This is a genomic window from Methylobacterium sp. Leaf91, assembly GCF_001422815.1.
Lineage (GTDB): Bacteria > Pseudomonadota > Alphaproteobacteria > Rhizobiales > Beijerinckiaceae > Methylobacterium.
In genome coordinates this window covers 184,074-199,871 of sequence record NZ_LMMP01000005.1, presented here as the reverse complement: position 1 = coordinate 199,871, position 15,798 = coordinate 184,074, and the positions used below count along the sequence as shown (strand labels likewise).

Below are 15,798 nucleotides of genomic sequence, written 5' to 3'. Positions count from 1 at the left end.
CGCACCACCCGCGAAGTGGCGGAGAAACCCGCCGATCCGGTGCGCGTCGGGCCGCTCGCACCCTGGGCCACCGATATGGCGGCGCGCGGGCTCACCTTCGACGTCAACATCTACGATTTCTATCAGGCCAATCCGAGCGCCGGCCTGCGGACCGGTGAGCAATCGAACTCGGCCTATTTCGTGCTCAGCATGACGGCCGACATGCAGAAGCTCGCCGGCATCGCCGGAGGCTCGATCAACTTCACCCAGACGTTCTTCGGCCTCGTGCGCAACCTCAACATGGCCGGTGACATCGGCGACACCACGGTGGGCTACCAGCCGCCCTACACGCCCAACAGCACCCGCCTCTCGCTGCTGACCTACCAGCAGAAGCTCCTCGACGACCGCCTCGTGGTCGAGGTCGGCCGCACGCATCCGGACCGTTATTACGGCCTGCCGCCGTGCAACTCGATCAATTCCTGTTTTCAGGACATGTTCTACTTCAATGCCGGCTTCACCTCGCCGCTCTTCGCCGTCTGGGGCGCCAACATCGCCTACAAAATCTCGCCGACCACCTACATCCAGGCCGGCGCCTTCAGCGTGAACCCCGGCACCAACGTCCTCTCGGGCTACGATTTCGGCTACGAGCGCTTGGCCGGCGCCGTCGTGATGACCGAGATCGGCCGCAAGACCGACTATACGATGGAGGCCTATCCCGGCCGCGTCTCGCTCACCGGCTTCTACAACACCGCCGACCACGACGATAACTTCAAGACCATCGCCGGCACCTCGAAGGGCCTCAACCCGGGCACGCCGTCGTTGCAGAAATCCGGCACGTCGGGCGTCGTCCTCACGGGCACGCAGACCCTGTGGCGGGCCGATGGCGGAAGCGATGCGAGCAACCCGCATCCCACCGCGATCTCGGCCTATACCGGCACCGGCTACGCCTTCGACCCGACGATCCCGATCCGCTTCAACTCCTTCGCCGGGCTGCTCCTGCAGGCTCCCGACCAGAGCCGGCCGAACGACACCTACGGCATCAAGGCCAATTGGCAGCGGCTGAACGAAAACTACGCCGCCTTCCTGTCGGATGCGAACTTCATCTCCGGCGGCACCGGCGAACCCTATTCGCGCGACAAGTTCGTGTTCGAGGTCAACGCCCATTTCGACCTGGGTAAGGGCGTCATCCTCGAGCCGGTGGTGCAGTACGTCGTCAATCCGAACTCGTACTGGAACCCCTACACCGCCCGCCGCGCCAAGGATGGCTTCTACGGCGGCTTCACCCTCGTCGTTCCCCTCGGCACCCTGCTCGGCCTCGCGCCGGGCTNACTGGAACCCCTACACCGCCCGCCGCGCCAAGGATGGCTTCTACGGCGGCTTCACCCTCGTCGTTCCCCTCGGCACCCTGCTCGGCCTCGCGCCGGGCTAGGCTCTCGGGGGCCTGCGGCTTCGACATCGTCAGAGAGCCGGCTCCGTTCGCGCGGAGCCGGCTTTTTCGTTTCCGGCGCATCGTCGATGCCGGACCCGAATCCCCTGCGCAAAACAGCGTATGGCGCATCGCCCCCGCCCCCGGCATCGAGGGGGCACATCTTCGAGGAACCCGCCATGCCCGCCGTCGACGCCCTCTACCGCTATCCGATCAAGGGTCTGTCGGCCGAGGCCCTGACACGCCTGAGCGTCACCCCGCAGGACGGGCTCGCCCATGACCGGGAATACGCCCTGGCGCTGGGGACCACCCGGTTCGACCCTGCGAGGCCGGAGCCCCTGGACAAGGGCTTCTTCCTGATGCTGCGCAACAACACGGCGCTGGCTTCCCTCGCGACGCGGCTCGACCCCGAAAGCCATCGCCTGACGATCCGGCGCGGCGGGGAGGAGGTGTTCGCCGCCGACCTCTCCACCGAGACCGGACGCGTCGGGACGGAGGATTTCTTCGCCGATTACCTCGGCGAGGAGACGCGCGGGCGACCCCGACTCGTGCGGAGTGAGAACCACAAGTTCACCGATGCCAGCGTGCTCTCACCGGTGATGATGCGGGCGATCTCGGTGGTGAACCTCGCCTCGGTGCGGGCGCTGTCCGAGGCGACGGGGCAGGAGCTCGATCCCCTGCGCTTCCGCGCCAACATCCATCTCGACGGGCTGGAGCCGTGGCAGGAGCTCGATTGGGTGGGGCGCGAACTGAGCATCGGCCCGGTGCGCCTGCGCGGCCTCGCCCGCACGCCGCGGTGCGGCGCCGTCAACGTCAACCCGAAGACCGCCGAGCGCGACGCGAACCTGCCGAAAGCCATCATAAAGCATTTCGGGCATGTGGACCTCGGGATCTATCTCGAGGTCGTCGAGGGCGGGACGATCGCCACGGCGGATGGTGTCACCCTCGGCTGAGGGAGGTCCAATCTCTCTTGTGGGCTTCTGGATCCGCTCATCCACGTCTGCAGGCAGAGCGCGTCCCTCTCCCCCTTGTGGGGAGAGGTTAGGAGTGGGGGTGGCTCCGCCAGCCTCCGTAAGCTGAGGGTCGCTCGACCACCCCCMCCTCCAACTCCTCCCCACAAGGGGGGAGGAGGGCTCGATCGCGCGCTCCGTCCTCAGCTTGGCCTCACCAGGCTCGGCGCCTTGCGGTAGCCGGTGGCCGCCTCGTAGGCATAGGCGAAGCCGAGGAGGTCGGCCTCGCTCCACATCCGTCCCACGAAGATCAAGTTGAACGGCGAGCCGCTGGCATAGGCCCCGGCCGGCAGCGTCACGCCGGGCAGGCCGGCGATGTTGATCTCGCAGACCGTGGTCTCGTTGATGGCAAGGCCGCCATGCAGGGGCGGCAGTTCATCGCGCATCTGCGGGAAGACGAGCCCGTCGAGCCCATTCTCGTCCATGACCCGGTTGAAGATGTCGAGATAAGCCTCTCTGAGAGCGAGGAAGTCCGACAGGTCGGGCGGGCGCGTCGGATCGGCCAGGATCGCCTCGAAGACCGGATATTGGTGCAGGTAGCGCAGGACGCCCTTGGGGCCGAACGCATCCTCGTCCGCCGTCGCCTCGGCGAAGGCCGCGACACTCGGCAGCGCCGCGCTCGACCCGAGGCGCTGCAGGTAGAGATGCAGGTCGTAGGGCACGGATTCCATGCCGCGGGCATCGAAATAGTTCAGGCCTTCGGTGGGCTCGGCGAGGGCGGCGAAGCCCGTGCCGACGAACGGATCGGCGACGAGCGTCGCGCCGCAGGCGGTGATCTCGCTCTGCGCCCGCGCGTAGAGGTCCGTCGCCTCGGCCGAGAGCGGCAGGTCGCGCCAGCCGGGACCGAACAGGCCGAGGCGCTTGCCCTGCAGCCCGTTCCTGTCGAGCTTCGAGGTGTAGCCGCCCTTGGGCCGCTTGCCGATGCCCGCCACGGTCTTGGGGTCGGCGGCGGTGTAGCCGGCCAGCACGTCGAGGGTCAGGGCGGCGTCGCGCACGCAGCGGGCGATGGGGCCGACCACATCGCGGGTGCTGCCGGCCAGCGGCACCACGCCGGCATTGGGGACGAGGGCGAAGGTCGGCTTGATGCCGACCAGTCCCTGCGCCGAGGCCGGGTTCTGGATCGAGCCACCGGTCTCCTCGGCGAGGCCGAGCACCGCGAGGCTGGCGCCCACCGCCGTGGCCGTGCCGGCGCTGCTGCCGCCCGGCAGGCAATCGGGCGCCGCCGAATTCAGGGTCGGTCCGGCCCAGCTGTCGTTGGCGTGGCTGCCGGTGGCGCTGAGAACGGGGACGTTGGTCTTGCCGAGCATGACGCAGCCGGCCGCCCGCATCCGCGCCACGACGGGCGAGTCGGTCTCGGGGATCAGGTCGACGCCGCCGGCTTGCGCGCTGAGGAAGCGCCAGCCCGCCGTGGTCGGTAGCCCGGCCATGTCCATCGGGTCCTTGATCACCACCGGCACGCCGGCCAGCGGTCCCAGCGTTTCGCCGGCGGCGCGGCGCGCGTCGATGGCGCGGGCGTCGTCCAGCGCCTGCGGGTTCATGACGATGATGGCGTTGTAATGCGGGTTGTAGGCGGCGATCCGGTCGAGGAAGGCCAGCGTCAGCGCCTCCGAGGTGACGCCGCTGGCGAAAGCGTCGGCCACGTCGGCCAGGGTCATCTCGACGATGTCGAGGTCGGGGCTTAGCGTCGGTTCGGCAGCCATCGCTGGATGTCTCCTTGGTTGGAATGGAAAGGGCGTACGGGATGGGGCCGGCGGCCTCATTCCATGCCGACGAATTCCTCGATCATCGCCCGGTCGCGGGCGATCTCGGGCGGGATCTCACGGGTGACGACGCCCTTCTGCAGGATCAGCACTCGCTCGGAGAGGCCGGCGATGAAGGTGAGGTTCTGCTCGACGAGGAGGATCGTCAGGCCGCGCGCCCGGCCGATCGCCTGCAGCGTCTCGATGATCTCCTCGATGATCGAGGGCTGGATCCCCTCCGTCGGTTCGTCGAGGAGGAGGATGCGGGGGTTGCCACAGAGGCAGCGGGCCAGCGCCAGCAATTGCTGCTCGCCCCCCGACAGCGCCCCGCCCGGCCGGTCGAGATAGGCCTTCAGCCGGGGGAAGACGGTGAGGATGTCCGCGATGGTCTCGTCCTCGTCCCTGTCGGAGAGGAGGCAGCCCATGCGCAGGTTCTCGCGCACGCTCAACGTGGCGAAGATTTCCCGGCCCTGAGGCACGAACCCCATGCCGAGCCGCGCCCGCGCCGTGGGCGAGCGCCGGGCGATGTCCTCGCCCCCGAGGCGGATGCGGCCGGCGGTGACGGGCAGGTAGCCCATCAGGGTGCGCAGCAGGGTCGTCTTGCCCATGCCGTTATGGCCGAGGATGCCCACGAACTCGCCCTCCCCCACGGTGAGCGAGACGCCGCCGAGGATCGGGATGCGGCCGTAGCCGGAATGCAGGCCCTCGACGGACAGGAGCGCGGGCTTCGCCGCCGGGACGGCGTCCGGGCCGGAGGAGAGCGGGAGCGGTTCGATCGCATTCATCGCGGGGCTCATGCGGCCTGCTTGCCGAGATAGACGTCGCGAACCCGCTGGTCGGCGAGCACGCGCTCCACGCTGTCCTCCATCAGGATGCGGCCCTGGTTGAAGACGGTGACGGTCCTGGCGATCATCCGGATGAAGGGCATGTCGTGCTCCACCACGATGAGGGCATGGGTGCGGTTGATCTCGCGGATGAGCTCGGCGGTGCGGTGGACCTCGTCATGGGTCATGCCGGCGGCGGGCTCGTCGAGGAGGATCAGCTCCGGTTCCTGGGCCAGCACGGTGGCGATCTCGACCCATTGGCGCTGGCCGTGGGCGAGCTGGCCGACATTGCGTTCGGCAATGGCCGTGAGCTGGAGCCGCGTCAGGGTCTCGTCGACGATGGACCGCGTCCGGGCGATGGACTTGCGCCGCCCTGCCGCCACGAACACGTTCTCGCGCACCGACAGGCCGTTGAAGACGTTCGGCACCTGGGTCTTGATGCCGACGCCGAGCCTCGCGATCCGGTGCGGCTCGGCCCCCGTGATGTCCGTGTCGCGGAAGCGGATGCTGCCTTCGGTGGGCGTCAACTGTCCGGTGAGCATCTTGAAGAAGGTGCTCTTGCCCGCGCCGTTGGGGCCGATGAGGCAGCGCAGCTCCACCTCGCCGAGGGTGAAGTCGACATTGCCCACCGCCGTCACGCCGCCGAAGCGCATGGTGACGCCCTTGGCCTCGACGAGCGGGCGAAGCGGCGGGCGGATTGAGGAAGCCGGCGCCGTCGCTGTCGTGGTGATGCTCATGGCCGGACCTCCCCTGCCAGTGCCTCGCGGGCGGGATCGGCGGGTTTGCCCGCCTTGGTCCTGAAGACCTTGGCGAGGAGTTCGGGGATCCGCATCAGCAGGTTCCTCACCACCGGCAGGAGCCCCTGCGGGATCAGCAGGACGAACGCCACGAGGACGATGCCGAGGCCGAGATTGGAATCGACCACGTTCTGCGAACCGGCCTCGATGATGAGCCACTGGATCAGCACCGCGCCGAGCATCGGGCCGACGAGGGTGCCGAGGCCGCCCACCAGCACGAAGATGATGACCTGCGCGGACATCGACAGGCCGAACACGGTGGGGCTGATGAAGCCGCCCCAATTGGCGTAGAGGCAACCCGCGAGCCCGGCGACGGCGCCCGAAATCATGAAGGCGAGGAGCTTGTAGAGGCGCGGATCGTAGCCGATGAGCTGCGCCCGGGTCTCGTTCTCGCGGATCGCCACCACGACGCGGCCGAAGCGGCTGGCCAGCACCCAGCGCAACAACGCGTAGACCAGGATCAGTGCCCCCATGGCGGCGTACCAGATGCCGTCATTGTCGAGCGGGTTGCCCGCGTCGCCGAGCTTGTTGAGGGCCGGGATCGCTGGGATGCCGTTGAACCCGCCGAGTTCCGCCTCGCCGATCCGGTACTGGCTGCCGGAGGTGGTGTTCACGAGCTGGAACAGGATCACCGAGACGGTGAGGGTGATGACGCCGATATAGGCGTCGGAGATCCGGCCGTAGAACATGAAGTAGCCGAGCAGACCCGCGAACAGAGTCGGCACCAGGATGGCGATGAGGATCGGCAGCGTGCTGTCGCCCATATTGATCATGGAAACCGCGTAGGCGTAGCCGCCGAGCCCCAGGAAGGCGGCCTGCCCGAACGACATCACCCCGCCATAGCCCCAGATGAAGCCCTGGCTCAGGGCGAACATGGCGAGCGCTGCAAAGCCCGTGGCCTGGACGAGGCCGAACGTGTCGAGGATGTGCGGCGCCCCGAACAGGAGGCCGAGCATGACGCAGAGGGTCGCGAGGAACCCCCCTGCGGAGCGACGGTCGACGGGATTCATAGGCTGCGCCTCAGGTAGCGGCCGGTGATGCCCTGCGGCAGCACGCGGATCAGCAGGATCGCGGCGACGAGGAGGGCGACGTCGCCGATGACGGGCGTGGTCCTGAACGAGACCAGTTCGTTGATGAACCCGAACACCGACGAGGCGAGACCCGTGCCCGTGACGATGGCGGGGCCGCCGCCCAGCACGGTGATGAAGGCGCGGGAAATGTAGGCCGCCCCCATGGATGGGGAGACGCCCGAGATCGGGGCGAGCACGCCGCCGGCAAGGCCGGCCAAAGCTGCGCCGAGGCCGAACGTCGCCATGTAGATGCGGTCGGGCGAGACGCCCATGGCGGCGGCCATGCGCGGGTTCTGCATGGTGGCGCGCAGGATCAGCCCGAACTTCGTCATGCGCAGGAGGAGGAACATGCCCGTCAGCACGGCGAGCGCCGTGGCGATGATGACGAGGCTGTAGAGGCTGGCCCCGTAGCGGCCGATCTCGAAGCTCCCGACCGGGGTCGAGACGCCCCGCACGACGTTGCCGTAGAGCGTGGTGATCAGGCCGATCAACCCGAGGCTGATGCCCCAGGTCGCCAACATCGTGTCCATCATCCGCCCGTAGAGGAAGCGGATGACGGTGCGTTCGAGGATCAGCCCCACCGCCCCCACCACCAGGGGCGGCAGGACCAGCATGGCGATCCAGATGTTCACCCCGGCGCCGTTCGCCATCACGGCGGTATAGGCGCCGAGCATCATGAACTCGCCGTGGGCGAGGTTGATGATGCGCATCATGCCGTAGATCACCCCGAGACCGAGGGTGATCAGGACCAGGGTGGCGATGCCGGTGGCGACGTTGAAGGTCAGGAGCCCCGCGAGATCCATGAAGAGGCGCCTCAGCCCTTCAGGTCGGGCGTGAACTGCTTGTTCATGCGCGGATTTTTGACGAGGTCGCAGGCGCCGCCGGTATCGGCCGGGAACGAATCCGGGAAGGCCGCCAGCTGCTCCCATTTCCGGTCCTTGGGCCGGGCGAGGTAGGTGTTGCGGATGGTGTGGTGGGTGCCGGGATCCATCGTCACCTTGCCCGTGGGCGAGTCGATGGTGATGCCGCTCTCCAGCGCCGCCACGACGGCGTCGCGCTCGATCGAGCCGGCCTTCTTCACCCCTTCCGCCCAGAACATGATGCCTTCGTAGGTGGCGGTGTCGAGTTCGCTGAGATCGGTGACGTCGGCGCCGAACTTCCCCTGCATGCCGGCGACGAAGGCCTTGCTCGCGGGCGTGTCGAGGTCGTTGTACCAGCCGTAGCAGGTGAGGATGCCGTTGGTGGTGGAGGTGTCCATGGTGGTCAGCTCGTCGCCGAGGCCGAACACGCTGGCGCCCATGGGGATCTTGCCCTTCATGCCGGCGGCGTCCCACTGCCGGTAGAAGCCCGAATGGTTGGCGCCGACGAGGGCGGAGAGGACGATCTCCGGCTGGGCCTGCTGGATGCGGCTGATGGCCGAGGAGAAGTTCGTGACGTCGAGGGGGAAGAAGTCGGTGCCGGCCACGGAGCCGCCGCCGTCCTTCATGAACTTCGTCATCCAGCTCGCGGTGATGTGTCCGTAATTGTAGTCCGCGGCGATGATGTAGGCTTTCTTGCCCCAGTTCTTGAGGGCGTAATCGACGATGTGGTTGACGGTCTGGGCCGGGGTCGAGCCGGTGCAGAAGACGTTACGGTCGCAGACACCGCCCTCGTACTGGGTGTTGTAGAAATAGAGGGTCTTGGAACGGCCGAAGATCGGCCGGATCGCCTCGCGCGAGGCCGAGGTGATGCCGCCCTGGATGACGTCGACCTTGTCCTTCAGGGCGAGGGTCTGGGCGTATTGCGTATAGAGCTGCATGTTGGACTGGGTGTCGTAGGCGATCAGCTTGATCGGACGGCCCAGCAGGCCGCCGGCCTTGTTGAGCAGTTCCACCGTGTATTCGGTGGTCTCGATCATCCGCTTGCCTTCGAGCCCGAGCGCCCCGGTCCCGTCGAGGAGGCTGCCGAGCTTGATCGGCTCCGCCGCCAAGCCGTTCCGGGCAAAGAACGGCATCGCCACCGCGCCGCCCGCCCCTGCCAAACCGAGCTTGAGCGCATGGCGACGGTTCATCGTGCCCTTGGTCATCAACATCACTCCGCTTCGTGCCGTCTGCACGGACGATCGCCGCCGGCCGCGCCGGAGTGACGTAACAAGATCGATGCCAACAAAACTCACATTACGGGCAAGGTCGGGCGAGTGCGCCGGATGCCTCCTCCATAGGCAGGCCGGGGGCCGTTTCGCCTCGCCTCAAGGCACGAAAGCCACAGATCACGCACGTCCCGCATCGGCGCGGAGAGCGTCCCGCGTGGTCGGTCAGGCGGCTCGCACGGTGGCGAGGAAGCGGGCGACCTCGAGACTGAGATGCTCGGATTGCTGCGACAGGTCGGAGGCCGAGGCCAGGACCTGGCTCGCGGCGGCGCCGGTCTCCTCGGCCGCGTTCGCCACGCTGGAGATGTTGGTGGTGACCTCACCCGTCCCGACGGCCGCCTGAGCGACGTTGCGGACGATCTCCTGTGTCGCGGCACCCTGTTCCTCGACGGCCGCGGCGATGGAGGTGGCGACGGTACTGATCTCGCCGATCCGCGCGGCGATGGTTCCGATCGCCGCGACCGCCTCTCCCGTGGAGGTCTGGATGCGGCCGATCTGGTCGCCGATCTCCTGGGTGGCCCGCGTCGTCTGGCTGGCGAGCTGCTTCACCTCGGCGGCGACCACGGCGAAGCCCCGGCCTGATTCACCGGCCCGCGCCGCCTCGATGGTGGCGTTCAGCGCCAGCAGGTTGGTCTGTCCGGCGATCTCCGAGATGATCGAGACGACGTCGCCGATCTTGCCCGCCGCCAGGCTGAGCTCCTGGACGAGGGAGGCGGTCCGGGCCGCCTCGTTCACCGCGAGGGTGGCGAGCCGGGCCGACCCGTCGACCTGACGGCCGATTTCCTGCACCGAGGAGCCGAGCTGCTCCGTCGCGGCCGCCACCGTGTTGACGTTGTAGGCCGCTTGCTCGGCTGCCGCCGCGACCGCCAGGGATTGCGAGGCGGTCTGCGTGGCCGTCGTCGTCATCGATTGCGCCGTGCCCTGGAGCTGGTTCGCCGACGCCGCCACGGTGCCGATGATGCCGCCCACGGCCTGTTCGAAATCCCCCGCCATCTGATGCATGGCGGCGTGGCGCTGGGCTTCGGCGCCCGCCCGTGCCAGCACGGTCTCCTCTTCCATCGCCCTCATCTCGATGAGGCGTGTCTTGAACACCTGCACCGCGTCCGCGATCGTGCCGATCTCGGTCCCCTCACCCTGGCGCGGGATCGCCACCGACAGGTCGCCCGAGGCCAGCGCCTGCATGGGCTGGACCACCGAGCCGATGCCTCCGGTGACGCCGCGGACGATCCAGAACGCGAGCAGGGCCGAGAGCACGAGGCCGCCGATGCCGGCGCCGAGGACGATGGTCTCTGTGCGGGCGAAGGCTTCCCGTCCTTCGATCCGGGATGCCTCCGCGGCCTCGTTGTTGACGGTCACGAGCTGGTCGGCCAGCGAGGTGCTCAGGCGCTGAAGCTCGGTCGATCTGCCCTGCATCCGCTCGAGCGCATCCTCGTTCATCCCGCTGCGCGAGAGGTCGAGGATCGGCTTGTTCTCCTTGAGGTAGTCGAGCCAGGTCGCGTTGAGGCGGTCGTAGATCGCTCGCTCGCGCGCGGAGGTCGCGAGGGGAGCGTATTCGGCCAACACGCGCGTGACCCTGCCCTGCCGCTCGACGATCTCGGAATCGTAGCGCTTCTTCGAATCGGGGTCGATCGCGGCCAGATGGCGGTAGATGCTGATCGCGTAGCGCGCGACCCAGCCGGAGATCTCACCGGCCTTGCCGACGCTCGGCAGGGCATCCGACTGGACCGCCACCAGTTGTGCGTTGATCGTCCGTGTTGCGGTCAGCGCGACCGCCCCCATCCCGAGCAGAAACAGCGTCGTGACCGCGAAGGCGCCGATGAGGCGCGCGCGCAGGGAAAGACGGCTCAGCATGACGGCGTTCCGCGACAGAGAGGGGATGTGTGGAAAATATCCACCCCCAAGATCCACCGAAGGTCTGAATATTTTCTAAAGCTAAAGACCGACGCGATGAGACTTTTGTTTCCACATAGATAAGGTTTTTATTCCTACATCTGCAATTTAACCGGTCTTTCTCGTGTAGTCGGCTAGAAGATGCATGCACTTATTCGGTCGGTTTGTCGGTGAGGTGGCGGAACAACGATACCGACGAGCGAGATGACTCGACGCCCGGTCACGATTGCATGGGCGGGGAGGTCTCGTCGGTCCCGGTTGCTTCCGCCTTCGCCGCGCGTTCCCGCTCCGCCCTCAGCTCTTTCTCGGCCATCAGCCAGAATTCGATTTCGAATCCCATCGGCTGGTGATTACGCTCCCAGAGTTCGTAGGCGCGCCGGCGAATCTGATCGAATGTCGGGCTGGCGCTGCGTTCCGTCGATGTCTGCTTCATGGGAACTTCGCCTCGTCCAGATTCTGCTTCGTCCAAATCCCGCTCCATCCGAACCCCGTCCCGGCATCGGCCGCCGGCCTCGCGTCGCGACGGTCTCGCATCATGCCGCAGAGCCCATGGCATGTTCCCCCCCCGTGAACATTCACACAGGGCAGGGGCCGGGCGGTTCTGCGCCGCGTCATGCGATGCTAACGATCCTCCGCGAACCAGGGCGCTTCAGCGCCGTTGTCGCATATGCCTTTGTCGCACATGCAAAAGGCGGGACAGGCCCCGGCCATGACGCCGAACCCGCTCCGGCATCTGGCCACGGTTTCGTGCTGCAGTGCAAGATGCGGGGATGGGTCGACCCATGACCGGGGCGAGGTGGACCAGGGCGAGGTGGGCGAGGGTAAGGAGTGAGGGGAAGGCGTGACGGGCGGGGAGATCCGATATTGGAGCGTGACTGTCCTCGCGATCCTCGCACTGGCGGGCGCCTGGCTGCTGCTGCCGATGGACGAATGGCTGCGCGGCTTCGCCGAATGGACCGCGGGCCTCGGCCTGCTCGGCCCCCTCGCCTTCGGTGGGCTCTTCTTTCTCGCGACCCTGCTGGTGATTCCCTGTACGCCGTTGACCATTGCCGGGGCCGTCGCCTTCGGATGGTGGGCCATGCCCATCGCCCTGGTCTCGGCCACGGCGGGCTCCGTCCTCGCCTTCATCGCCAGCCGCTACCTGTTCCGCGAGCGGCTGCGCCGCCTCATCGCGCGCCGCCCGACCATGGTCGCCACCATGGAGGCGGTGGGGGATGGCGGGTGGCGCCTTCTCACCCTGATGCGGCTGAGCCCCTTCGTCCCCTTCAATGCCCAGAACTACGCGCTCGGTCTCACCGAGGTCGGCATGGGCGCCTATCTCGTCTCGACCATCCTCGGGATGCTGCCGGGCACCGTCGTCTGCGTTTATCTCGGAATCATCGGGCGCGCGGCCGGCAGCGATACGACCGAGCATTGGCTCTTTCTCGGTCTCGGCTTCGCCGCCACGGTGGCCGCCGTCGCCCTCACCCGGCGCCGCGTGCGGCACAAGATGCAGGCCAGGCAGGCGGCGACGGCTGCATGAGGGCACCGGCATGAGGGCAACGGCATGAGAGCAGTGGCGTCGAACCAGTGAAGCGAGACAGTTGATATGAGCGGCCCGTCCCAGCCGGCAGCATTGGATCACGGCCATGCCGTGCCCGCCATGCCGGCCCCCCTGACATCCTGGCTGGTTCCCGGCGCGACCTGCTGGCGCCAGGAGCGGGCGGCCCGCGTGGCGATCCTGCACGACGGCGCCGCCTATTTCGCCGCGTCGCGCGAGGCGATCCTCAAGGCCCGATCCTCCGTGATGCTGATCGGCTGGAGCTTCGATCCGCGCGTGCGGCTGACGCCCCAGGGAGAGGCGGACCGCGAGACCATGGCCGACCTGCTGCGGCGCCTGAAGGCGACGCGGCCCGAGGTCGAGATCCGTCTCCTGATCTGGGACATGCCATGGCCGATCTCCGCCGGCACCGATCTCAAGCCCGACGACATCCGCGCCCTGCTCGGGCCGGGGATCGAGTACGTCGTCGATTCCCGCCTCCCCTTCGGGGCCTGCCAGCACCAGAAGGTGCTGGTGGTGGACGACCGCATCGCCTTCAGCGGCGGCAGCGATTTCGAGGTGAACCGCTGGGACACGCCCGCCCATCGGGACCGTGACCCGCTCCGGCGTCTGCCGACCGGCGAGGATTACCCGCCGCGCCACGACGTCATGATGCTCGTCGACGGTGCGGCCGCGTCGGCGTTGTCCGATCTGGCGCGTCAACGCTGGCAGGAGGCGACGAGCGGGCGCAGCGGTTCAGCCGTACCCGAAGCGAGCGATCCGTCCCTCTCGGATCCTTCCCTGTCCGATCCTTGGCCCGATTCGGTGACGCCGCTCTTCGAGGACGTGACGATAGGGCTCGCCCGCACGATACCGGCACGGGAATCGGGGGATGCTATCCGCGAGAACGAGGCGCTCTATCTGCTGGCGATCCGCCGCGCGTCCCGTCACATCTATCTCGAGAACCAGTATTTCACCTCTCCGCTCATCGCCGAGGCCCTGGCCGCGCGCCTCGCCGAGCCGGAAGGTCCCGACATCGTCGTGGTGCTCGCCGAACGCAGCCCGAACGGCTTCGACCGGATCACCATGGACGGGGCGCGGCGCGGCCTCATCGCCCGGCTTCGCGCGGCGGACCGGTATGGCCGCCTGCGCATTTTGGCGCCGCATACGCTCCAGGGCCGTCCGATCCTCGTCCATTCCAAGGTCGCGATCTTCGACGACCGGATGCTCCGGGTCGGGTCGACCAACCTGAACAACAGGTCCATGGGCTACGACACCGAATGCGATCTCGCCCTCGAAGCGCTCGATGGCGACGCGGGCGATGCGCGGCGCATCGCCATCGCGCGGGTGAGGAACGGCCTAATCGCCCATCATGCCGGCTGCCCGCGCGACGCTTTCGAGGAGGCGGTGCGGGAGAAGGGACTGCTCGCGGCGATCGACGATCCCGCCCTCGTCCCGGCCCGCCGGCTGTGCTCCCTCGTGGCCTCCCGGCGCGGGCCCGTCGTGCGCCTCGTCGAGGCCTTCCATCTCGGAGATCCCGTCGGTCTCGCCGATGCCTGGCGGCCCTGGCTCCGTCACCGCGCCCTCGCCCGGCGCCGCGAGGGGGCAAACGCGGTCGCGGGTCAGCAGCCGGTACGCGCCGGGGCGGCGCAGCCCGCCGAGGCGTCATAGGGGGCGATCCGACGGACGGAACGCTTCCCGCACAGCCGGTGTGCTCGGCGGCACCTGATGAAGCCTGCGAGGCGGATCGATGCGTCCCTCGTCGCGCGGTCGGTGATATGGCGTCGTTCCGTTCGGGCGCAGCATCGGCTCCGTGCCGATCGTCCACCGTCGCCGATACGAGAGCATGTTTCACCTGATCTTCGGTCTGCCCTGCCTGTACGTCGTCACCAGGGTCCTGTGGCCGCTTCCATGGCCGTTCGCCGTGAAGGCCGGCATTGCCGTCCTCCTGCTCGTCGCGTCGCAATACCATCTGTGGAGCCGCCTCTCGTCCGGCTCGGTCTTCGCGCCCGAGTTTCCGCGGGTGCTGATCCTGCTGTTCAACTGGGCCTTCGGGGCGATCTTCCTCCTGGCGGCGATGCAGTTGGCGCTCGACGTCGTGGCGTTGGCCTCCAGGCTCGTGCCCGGTGGCGGCTGGGCGATCCCGGCCGGCTGGCGCTACGCCGAGGCGGCGCTGGCCATGCTCCTGTCGGCGGTGGCGGTGCAGCAGGCGGTGCGGGTGCCGCCGCTCAAGGACGTCACCGTCGAGGTCGAGAACCTTCCGGCCGGCTTCGACGGCTTCACTCTGCTCCAGCTGACGGACCTGCATCTCAGCCGCCTGTTCCCGGCGGCATGGGCGCGAGAGGTGGTGACGCGATCCAACGGGCTCGGCGTCGATCTCGTGGTGGTGACCGGCGACCTGATCGACGGGGCCCTCGCATCGCGCCGCGCCGACGTCGAGCCGCTGCGTGGTCTCCAGGCCCCGGACGGGGTCTGGGTGATCCCCGGCAACCATGAATACTTCTTCGACTATGCGGGGTGGATGCGCCGCTATGCCGAACTCGGCATGGGCGTGCTCGAGAACCGGCATACGGTCTTGAAGCGCGGTGGCGATGCCTTGGTTCTCGCGGGCGTGACCGATCTGTCGGCCTCGCATTCGGGACGGCCGGTGCACGACCTCGACGCCGCTTTGGCCGGTGCGCCGCCCAATGCCCCCATCGTCCTGCTCGACCATCAGCCGAGGGGGGCGGCGCGGTCGGCCGCGAAAGGTGTGGCCCTGCAACTCTCCGGGCACACGCATGGCGGGATGATCTGGGGACTCGACCGGCTGGTCGCTCGCGCCAATGCCGGCTTCGTCTCCGGCGCATACGCGGTCGGCGCCATGACGCTCTACGTCAACAACGGCACGGGGCTGTGGCCCGGCTTCGCCTTGAGGCTCGGGACATCCTCCGAGCTGACGCGCATCACGCTCCGGGGCAAGCCCCGATCCTAGAGCTGCGCCCGACCACAATGGGTCCGGCTCAGCTGAGGTGATGAAAATCCGACGTTCGCTACCCGCCGTCGGGGGAGTTTCCGACCCAACCCGGCCGCTTGGTTCGCCATGGGTACTCCTTACGAGCAGTCATCTGTTGGCGGGCCGGCAATGTCAGCTCGCGGCGGCAACCAGACTTTGGTCCCTCGTCCCGAAGCGGACGTTCCGCTGTCGATCCAACCTTGCCGTGGAGGGTGGTCTTCAGCTGTCCTCATGAGCGAACGGTCATCGCTCCTTGTCCCGGCTGCATGGCGTCTCGAGTGCAGCCGCGCAGCAGGTGGATGCTTATCGGCAGCTGACGGACGTAAATCCGCGGCCCGCAGAACACCAGTATCCATCAGCAAAAATCAATTATAGACGATACAAACGCAATATGTTTGTGTATCCTGACCCCTCCAGAGAGCGG

The 15,798-nt window shown here is 67.8% G+C and carries 12 protein-coding genes and 1 pseudogene; 5 read left to right on the top strand and 8 right to left on the bottom strand.

Translation table 11 applies throughout. The features are described from left to right. Nucleotides 1-1,306: pseudogene (locus ASF32_RS07055) on the top strand (carbohydrate porin); the annotation flags it as partial. 278 nt (nucleotides 1,307-1,584) lie between these two features. Next, the gene (locus tag ASF32_RS24390) at nucleotides 1,585-2,358 is read left to right on the top strand and encodes an MOSC domain-containing protein (protein WP_082490378.1); all 774 of its coding nucleotides are present in this window, start codon (nucleotides 1,585-1,587) and stop codon (nucleotides 2,356-2,358) included. Between the two features lie 200 nt (nucleotides 2,359-2,558). On the opposite strand, the gene ASF32_RS07050 is transcribed toward ASF32_RS24390, so the two are convergent. The 8 genes from ASF32_RS07050 to ASF32_RS07015 all read right to left on the bottom strand — a co-directional run bounded on the left by ASF32_RS07050 (nucleotide 2,559) and on the right by ASF32_RS07015 (nucleotide 11,332). After that, the gene (locus ASF32_RS07050; RefSeq protein WP_056425437.1) at nucleotides 2,559-4,115 is read right to left on the bottom strand and encodes an amidase; all 1,557 of its coding nucleotides are present in this window, start codon (nucleotides 4,113-4,115) and stop codon (nucleotides 2,559-2,561) included. Nucleotides 4,116-4,171: 56 nt separating this feature from the next. Further along, nucleotides 4,172-4,939, bottom strand: a complete 768-nt coding sequence (locus tag ASF32_RS07045; protein ID WP_244477995.1) for an ABC transporter ATP-binding protein — start codon at nucleotides 4,937-4,939, stop codon at nucleotides 4,172-4,174. Between the two features lie 8 nt (nucleotides 4,940-4,947). After that, on the bottom strand, nucleotides 4,948-5,715 hold the full coding sequence (locus tag ASF32_RS07040; RefSeq protein WP_056425434.1) for an ATP-binding cassette domain-containing protein: 768 nt from the start codon (nucleotides 5,713-5,715) through the stop codon (nucleotides 4,948-4,950). Then, the gene (locus ASF32_RS07035; RefSeq protein WP_056425432.1) at nucleotides 5,712-6,785 is read right to left on the bottom strand and encodes an urea ABC transporter; all 1,074 of its coding nucleotides are present in this window, start codon (nucleotides 6,783-6,785) and stop codon (nucleotides 5,712-5,714) included. The genes ASF32_RS07040 and ASF32_RS07035 overlap by 4 nt, the downstream gene beginning before the upstream one ends. Then, the gene (locus tag ASF32_RS07030; RefSeq protein WP_056425428.1) at nucleotides 6,782-7,648 is read right to left on the bottom strand and encodes a branched-chain amino acid ABC transporter permease; all 867 of its coding nucleotides are present in this window, start codon (nucleotides 7,646-7,648) and stop codon (nucleotides 6,782-6,784) included. The genes ASF32_RS07035 and ASF32_RS07030 overlap by 4 nt, the downstream gene beginning before the upstream one ends. A gap of 11 nt (nucleotides 7,649-7,659) precedes the next feature. After that, complete coding sequence (locus ASF32_RS07025) at nucleotides 7,660-8,910, bottom strand: ABC transporter substrate-binding protein (protein WP_156467713.1); 1,251 nt, start codon at nucleotides 8,908-8,910, stop codon at nucleotides 7,660-7,662. A gap of 228 nt (nucleotides 8,911-9,138) precedes the next feature. Beyond that, a complete protein-coding gene (locus ASF32_RS07020; protein WP_056425421.1) occupies nucleotides 9,139-10,824 on the bottom strand; it encodes a methyl-accepting chemotaxis protein in 1,686 nt (561 codons plus the stop codon). A gap of 259 nt (nucleotides 10,825-11,083) precedes the next feature. Then, nucleotides 11,084-11,332: a DUF2934 domain-containing protein gene (locus ASF32_RS07015; protein WP_348271038.1), complete on the bottom strand. Its 249-nt coding sequence runs from the start codon at nucleotides 11,330-11,332 to the stop codon at nucleotides 11,084-11,086. A gap of 453 nt (nucleotides 11,333-11,785) precedes the next feature. Between ASF32_RS07015 and ASF32_RS07010 the strand changes: the two genes are divergently transcribed. The 3 genes from ASF32_RS07010 to ASF32_RS07000 all read left to right on the top strand — a co-directional run bounded on the left by ASF32_RS07010 (nucleotide 11,786) and on the right by ASF32_RS07000 (nucleotide 15,353). Continuing rightward, on the top strand, nucleotides 11,786-12,385 hold the full coding sequence (locus tag ASF32_RS07010; RefSeq protein ID WP_082470202.1) for a TVP38/TMEM64 family protein: 600 nt from the start codon (nucleotides 11,786-11,788) through the stop codon (nucleotides 12,383-12,385). A gap of 66 nt (nucleotides 12,386-12,451) precedes the next feature. Further along, nucleotides 12,452-14,053 carry a phospholipase D-like domain-containing protein gene (locus ASF32_RS07005; protein ID WP_244477994.1) on the top strand — a complete coding sequence of 534 codons (1,602 nt, stop codon included), beginning with the start codon at nucleotides 12,452-12,454 and terminating at the stop codon, nucleotides 14,051-14,053. 175 nt (nucleotides 14,054-14,228) lie between these two features. Next, nucleotides 14,229-15,353, top strand: coding sequence for a metallophosphoesterase (locus tag ASF32_RS07000; protein ID WP_056425413.1), 1,125 nt, complete (start codon nucleotides 14,229-14,231; stop codon nucleotides 15,351-15,353). Nucleotides 15,354-15,798: the final 445 nt, after the last annotated feature.

What these genes read in the sequence shown, in the direction of transcription:
- ASF32_RS24390 (WP_082490378.1), top strand. Translation starts at nt 1,585, where the DNA reads ATGCCCGCCGTCGACGCCCTCTACCGCTATCCGATCAAGGGTCTGTCG.
- ASF32_RS07050 (WP_056425437.1), bottom strand. Translation starts at nt 4,115, where the DNA reads ATGGCTGCCGAACCGACGCTAAGCCCCGACCTCGACATCGTCGAGATG.
- ASF32_RS07045 (WP_244477995.1), bottom strand. Translation starts at nt 4,939, where the DNA reads ATGAATGCGATCGAACCGCTCCCGCTCTCCTCCGGCCCGGACGCCGTC.
- ASF32_RS07040 (WP_056425434.1), bottom strand. Translation starts at nt 5,715, where the DNA reads ATGAGCATCACCACGACAGCGACGGCGCCGGCTTCCTCAATCCGCCCG.
- ASF32_RS07035 (WP_056425432.1), bottom strand. Translation starts at nt 6,785, where the DNA reads ATGAATCCCGTCGACCGTCGCTCCGCAGGGGGGTTCCTCGCGACCCTC.
- ASF32_RS07030 (WP_056425428.1), bottom strand. Translation starts at nt 7,648, where the DNA reads ATGGATCTCGCGGGGCTCCTGACCTTCAACGTCGCCACCGGCATCGCC.
- ASF32_RS07025 (WP_156467713.1), bottom strand. Translation starts at nt 8,910, where the DNA reads ATGACCAAGGGCACGATGAACCGTCGCCATGCGCTCAAGCTCGGTTTG.
- ASF32_RS07020 (WP_056425421.1), bottom strand. Translation starts at nt 10,824, where the DNA reads ATGCTGAGCCGTCTTTCCCTGCGCGCGCGCCTCATCGGCGCCTTCGCG.
- ASF32_RS07010 (WP_082470202.1), top strand. Translation starts at nt 11,786, where the DNA reads ATGGACGAATGGCTGCGCGGCTTCGCCGAATGGACCGCGGGCCTCGGC.
- ASF32_RS07005 (WP_244477994.1), top strand. Translation starts at nt 12,452, where the DNA reads ATGAGCGGCCCGTCCCAGCCGGCAGCATTGGATCACGGCCATGCCGTG.
- ASF32_RS07000 (WP_056425413.1), top strand. Translation starts at nt 14,229, where the DNA reads ATGTTTCACCTGATCTTCGGTCTGCCCTGCCTGTACGTCGTCACCAGG.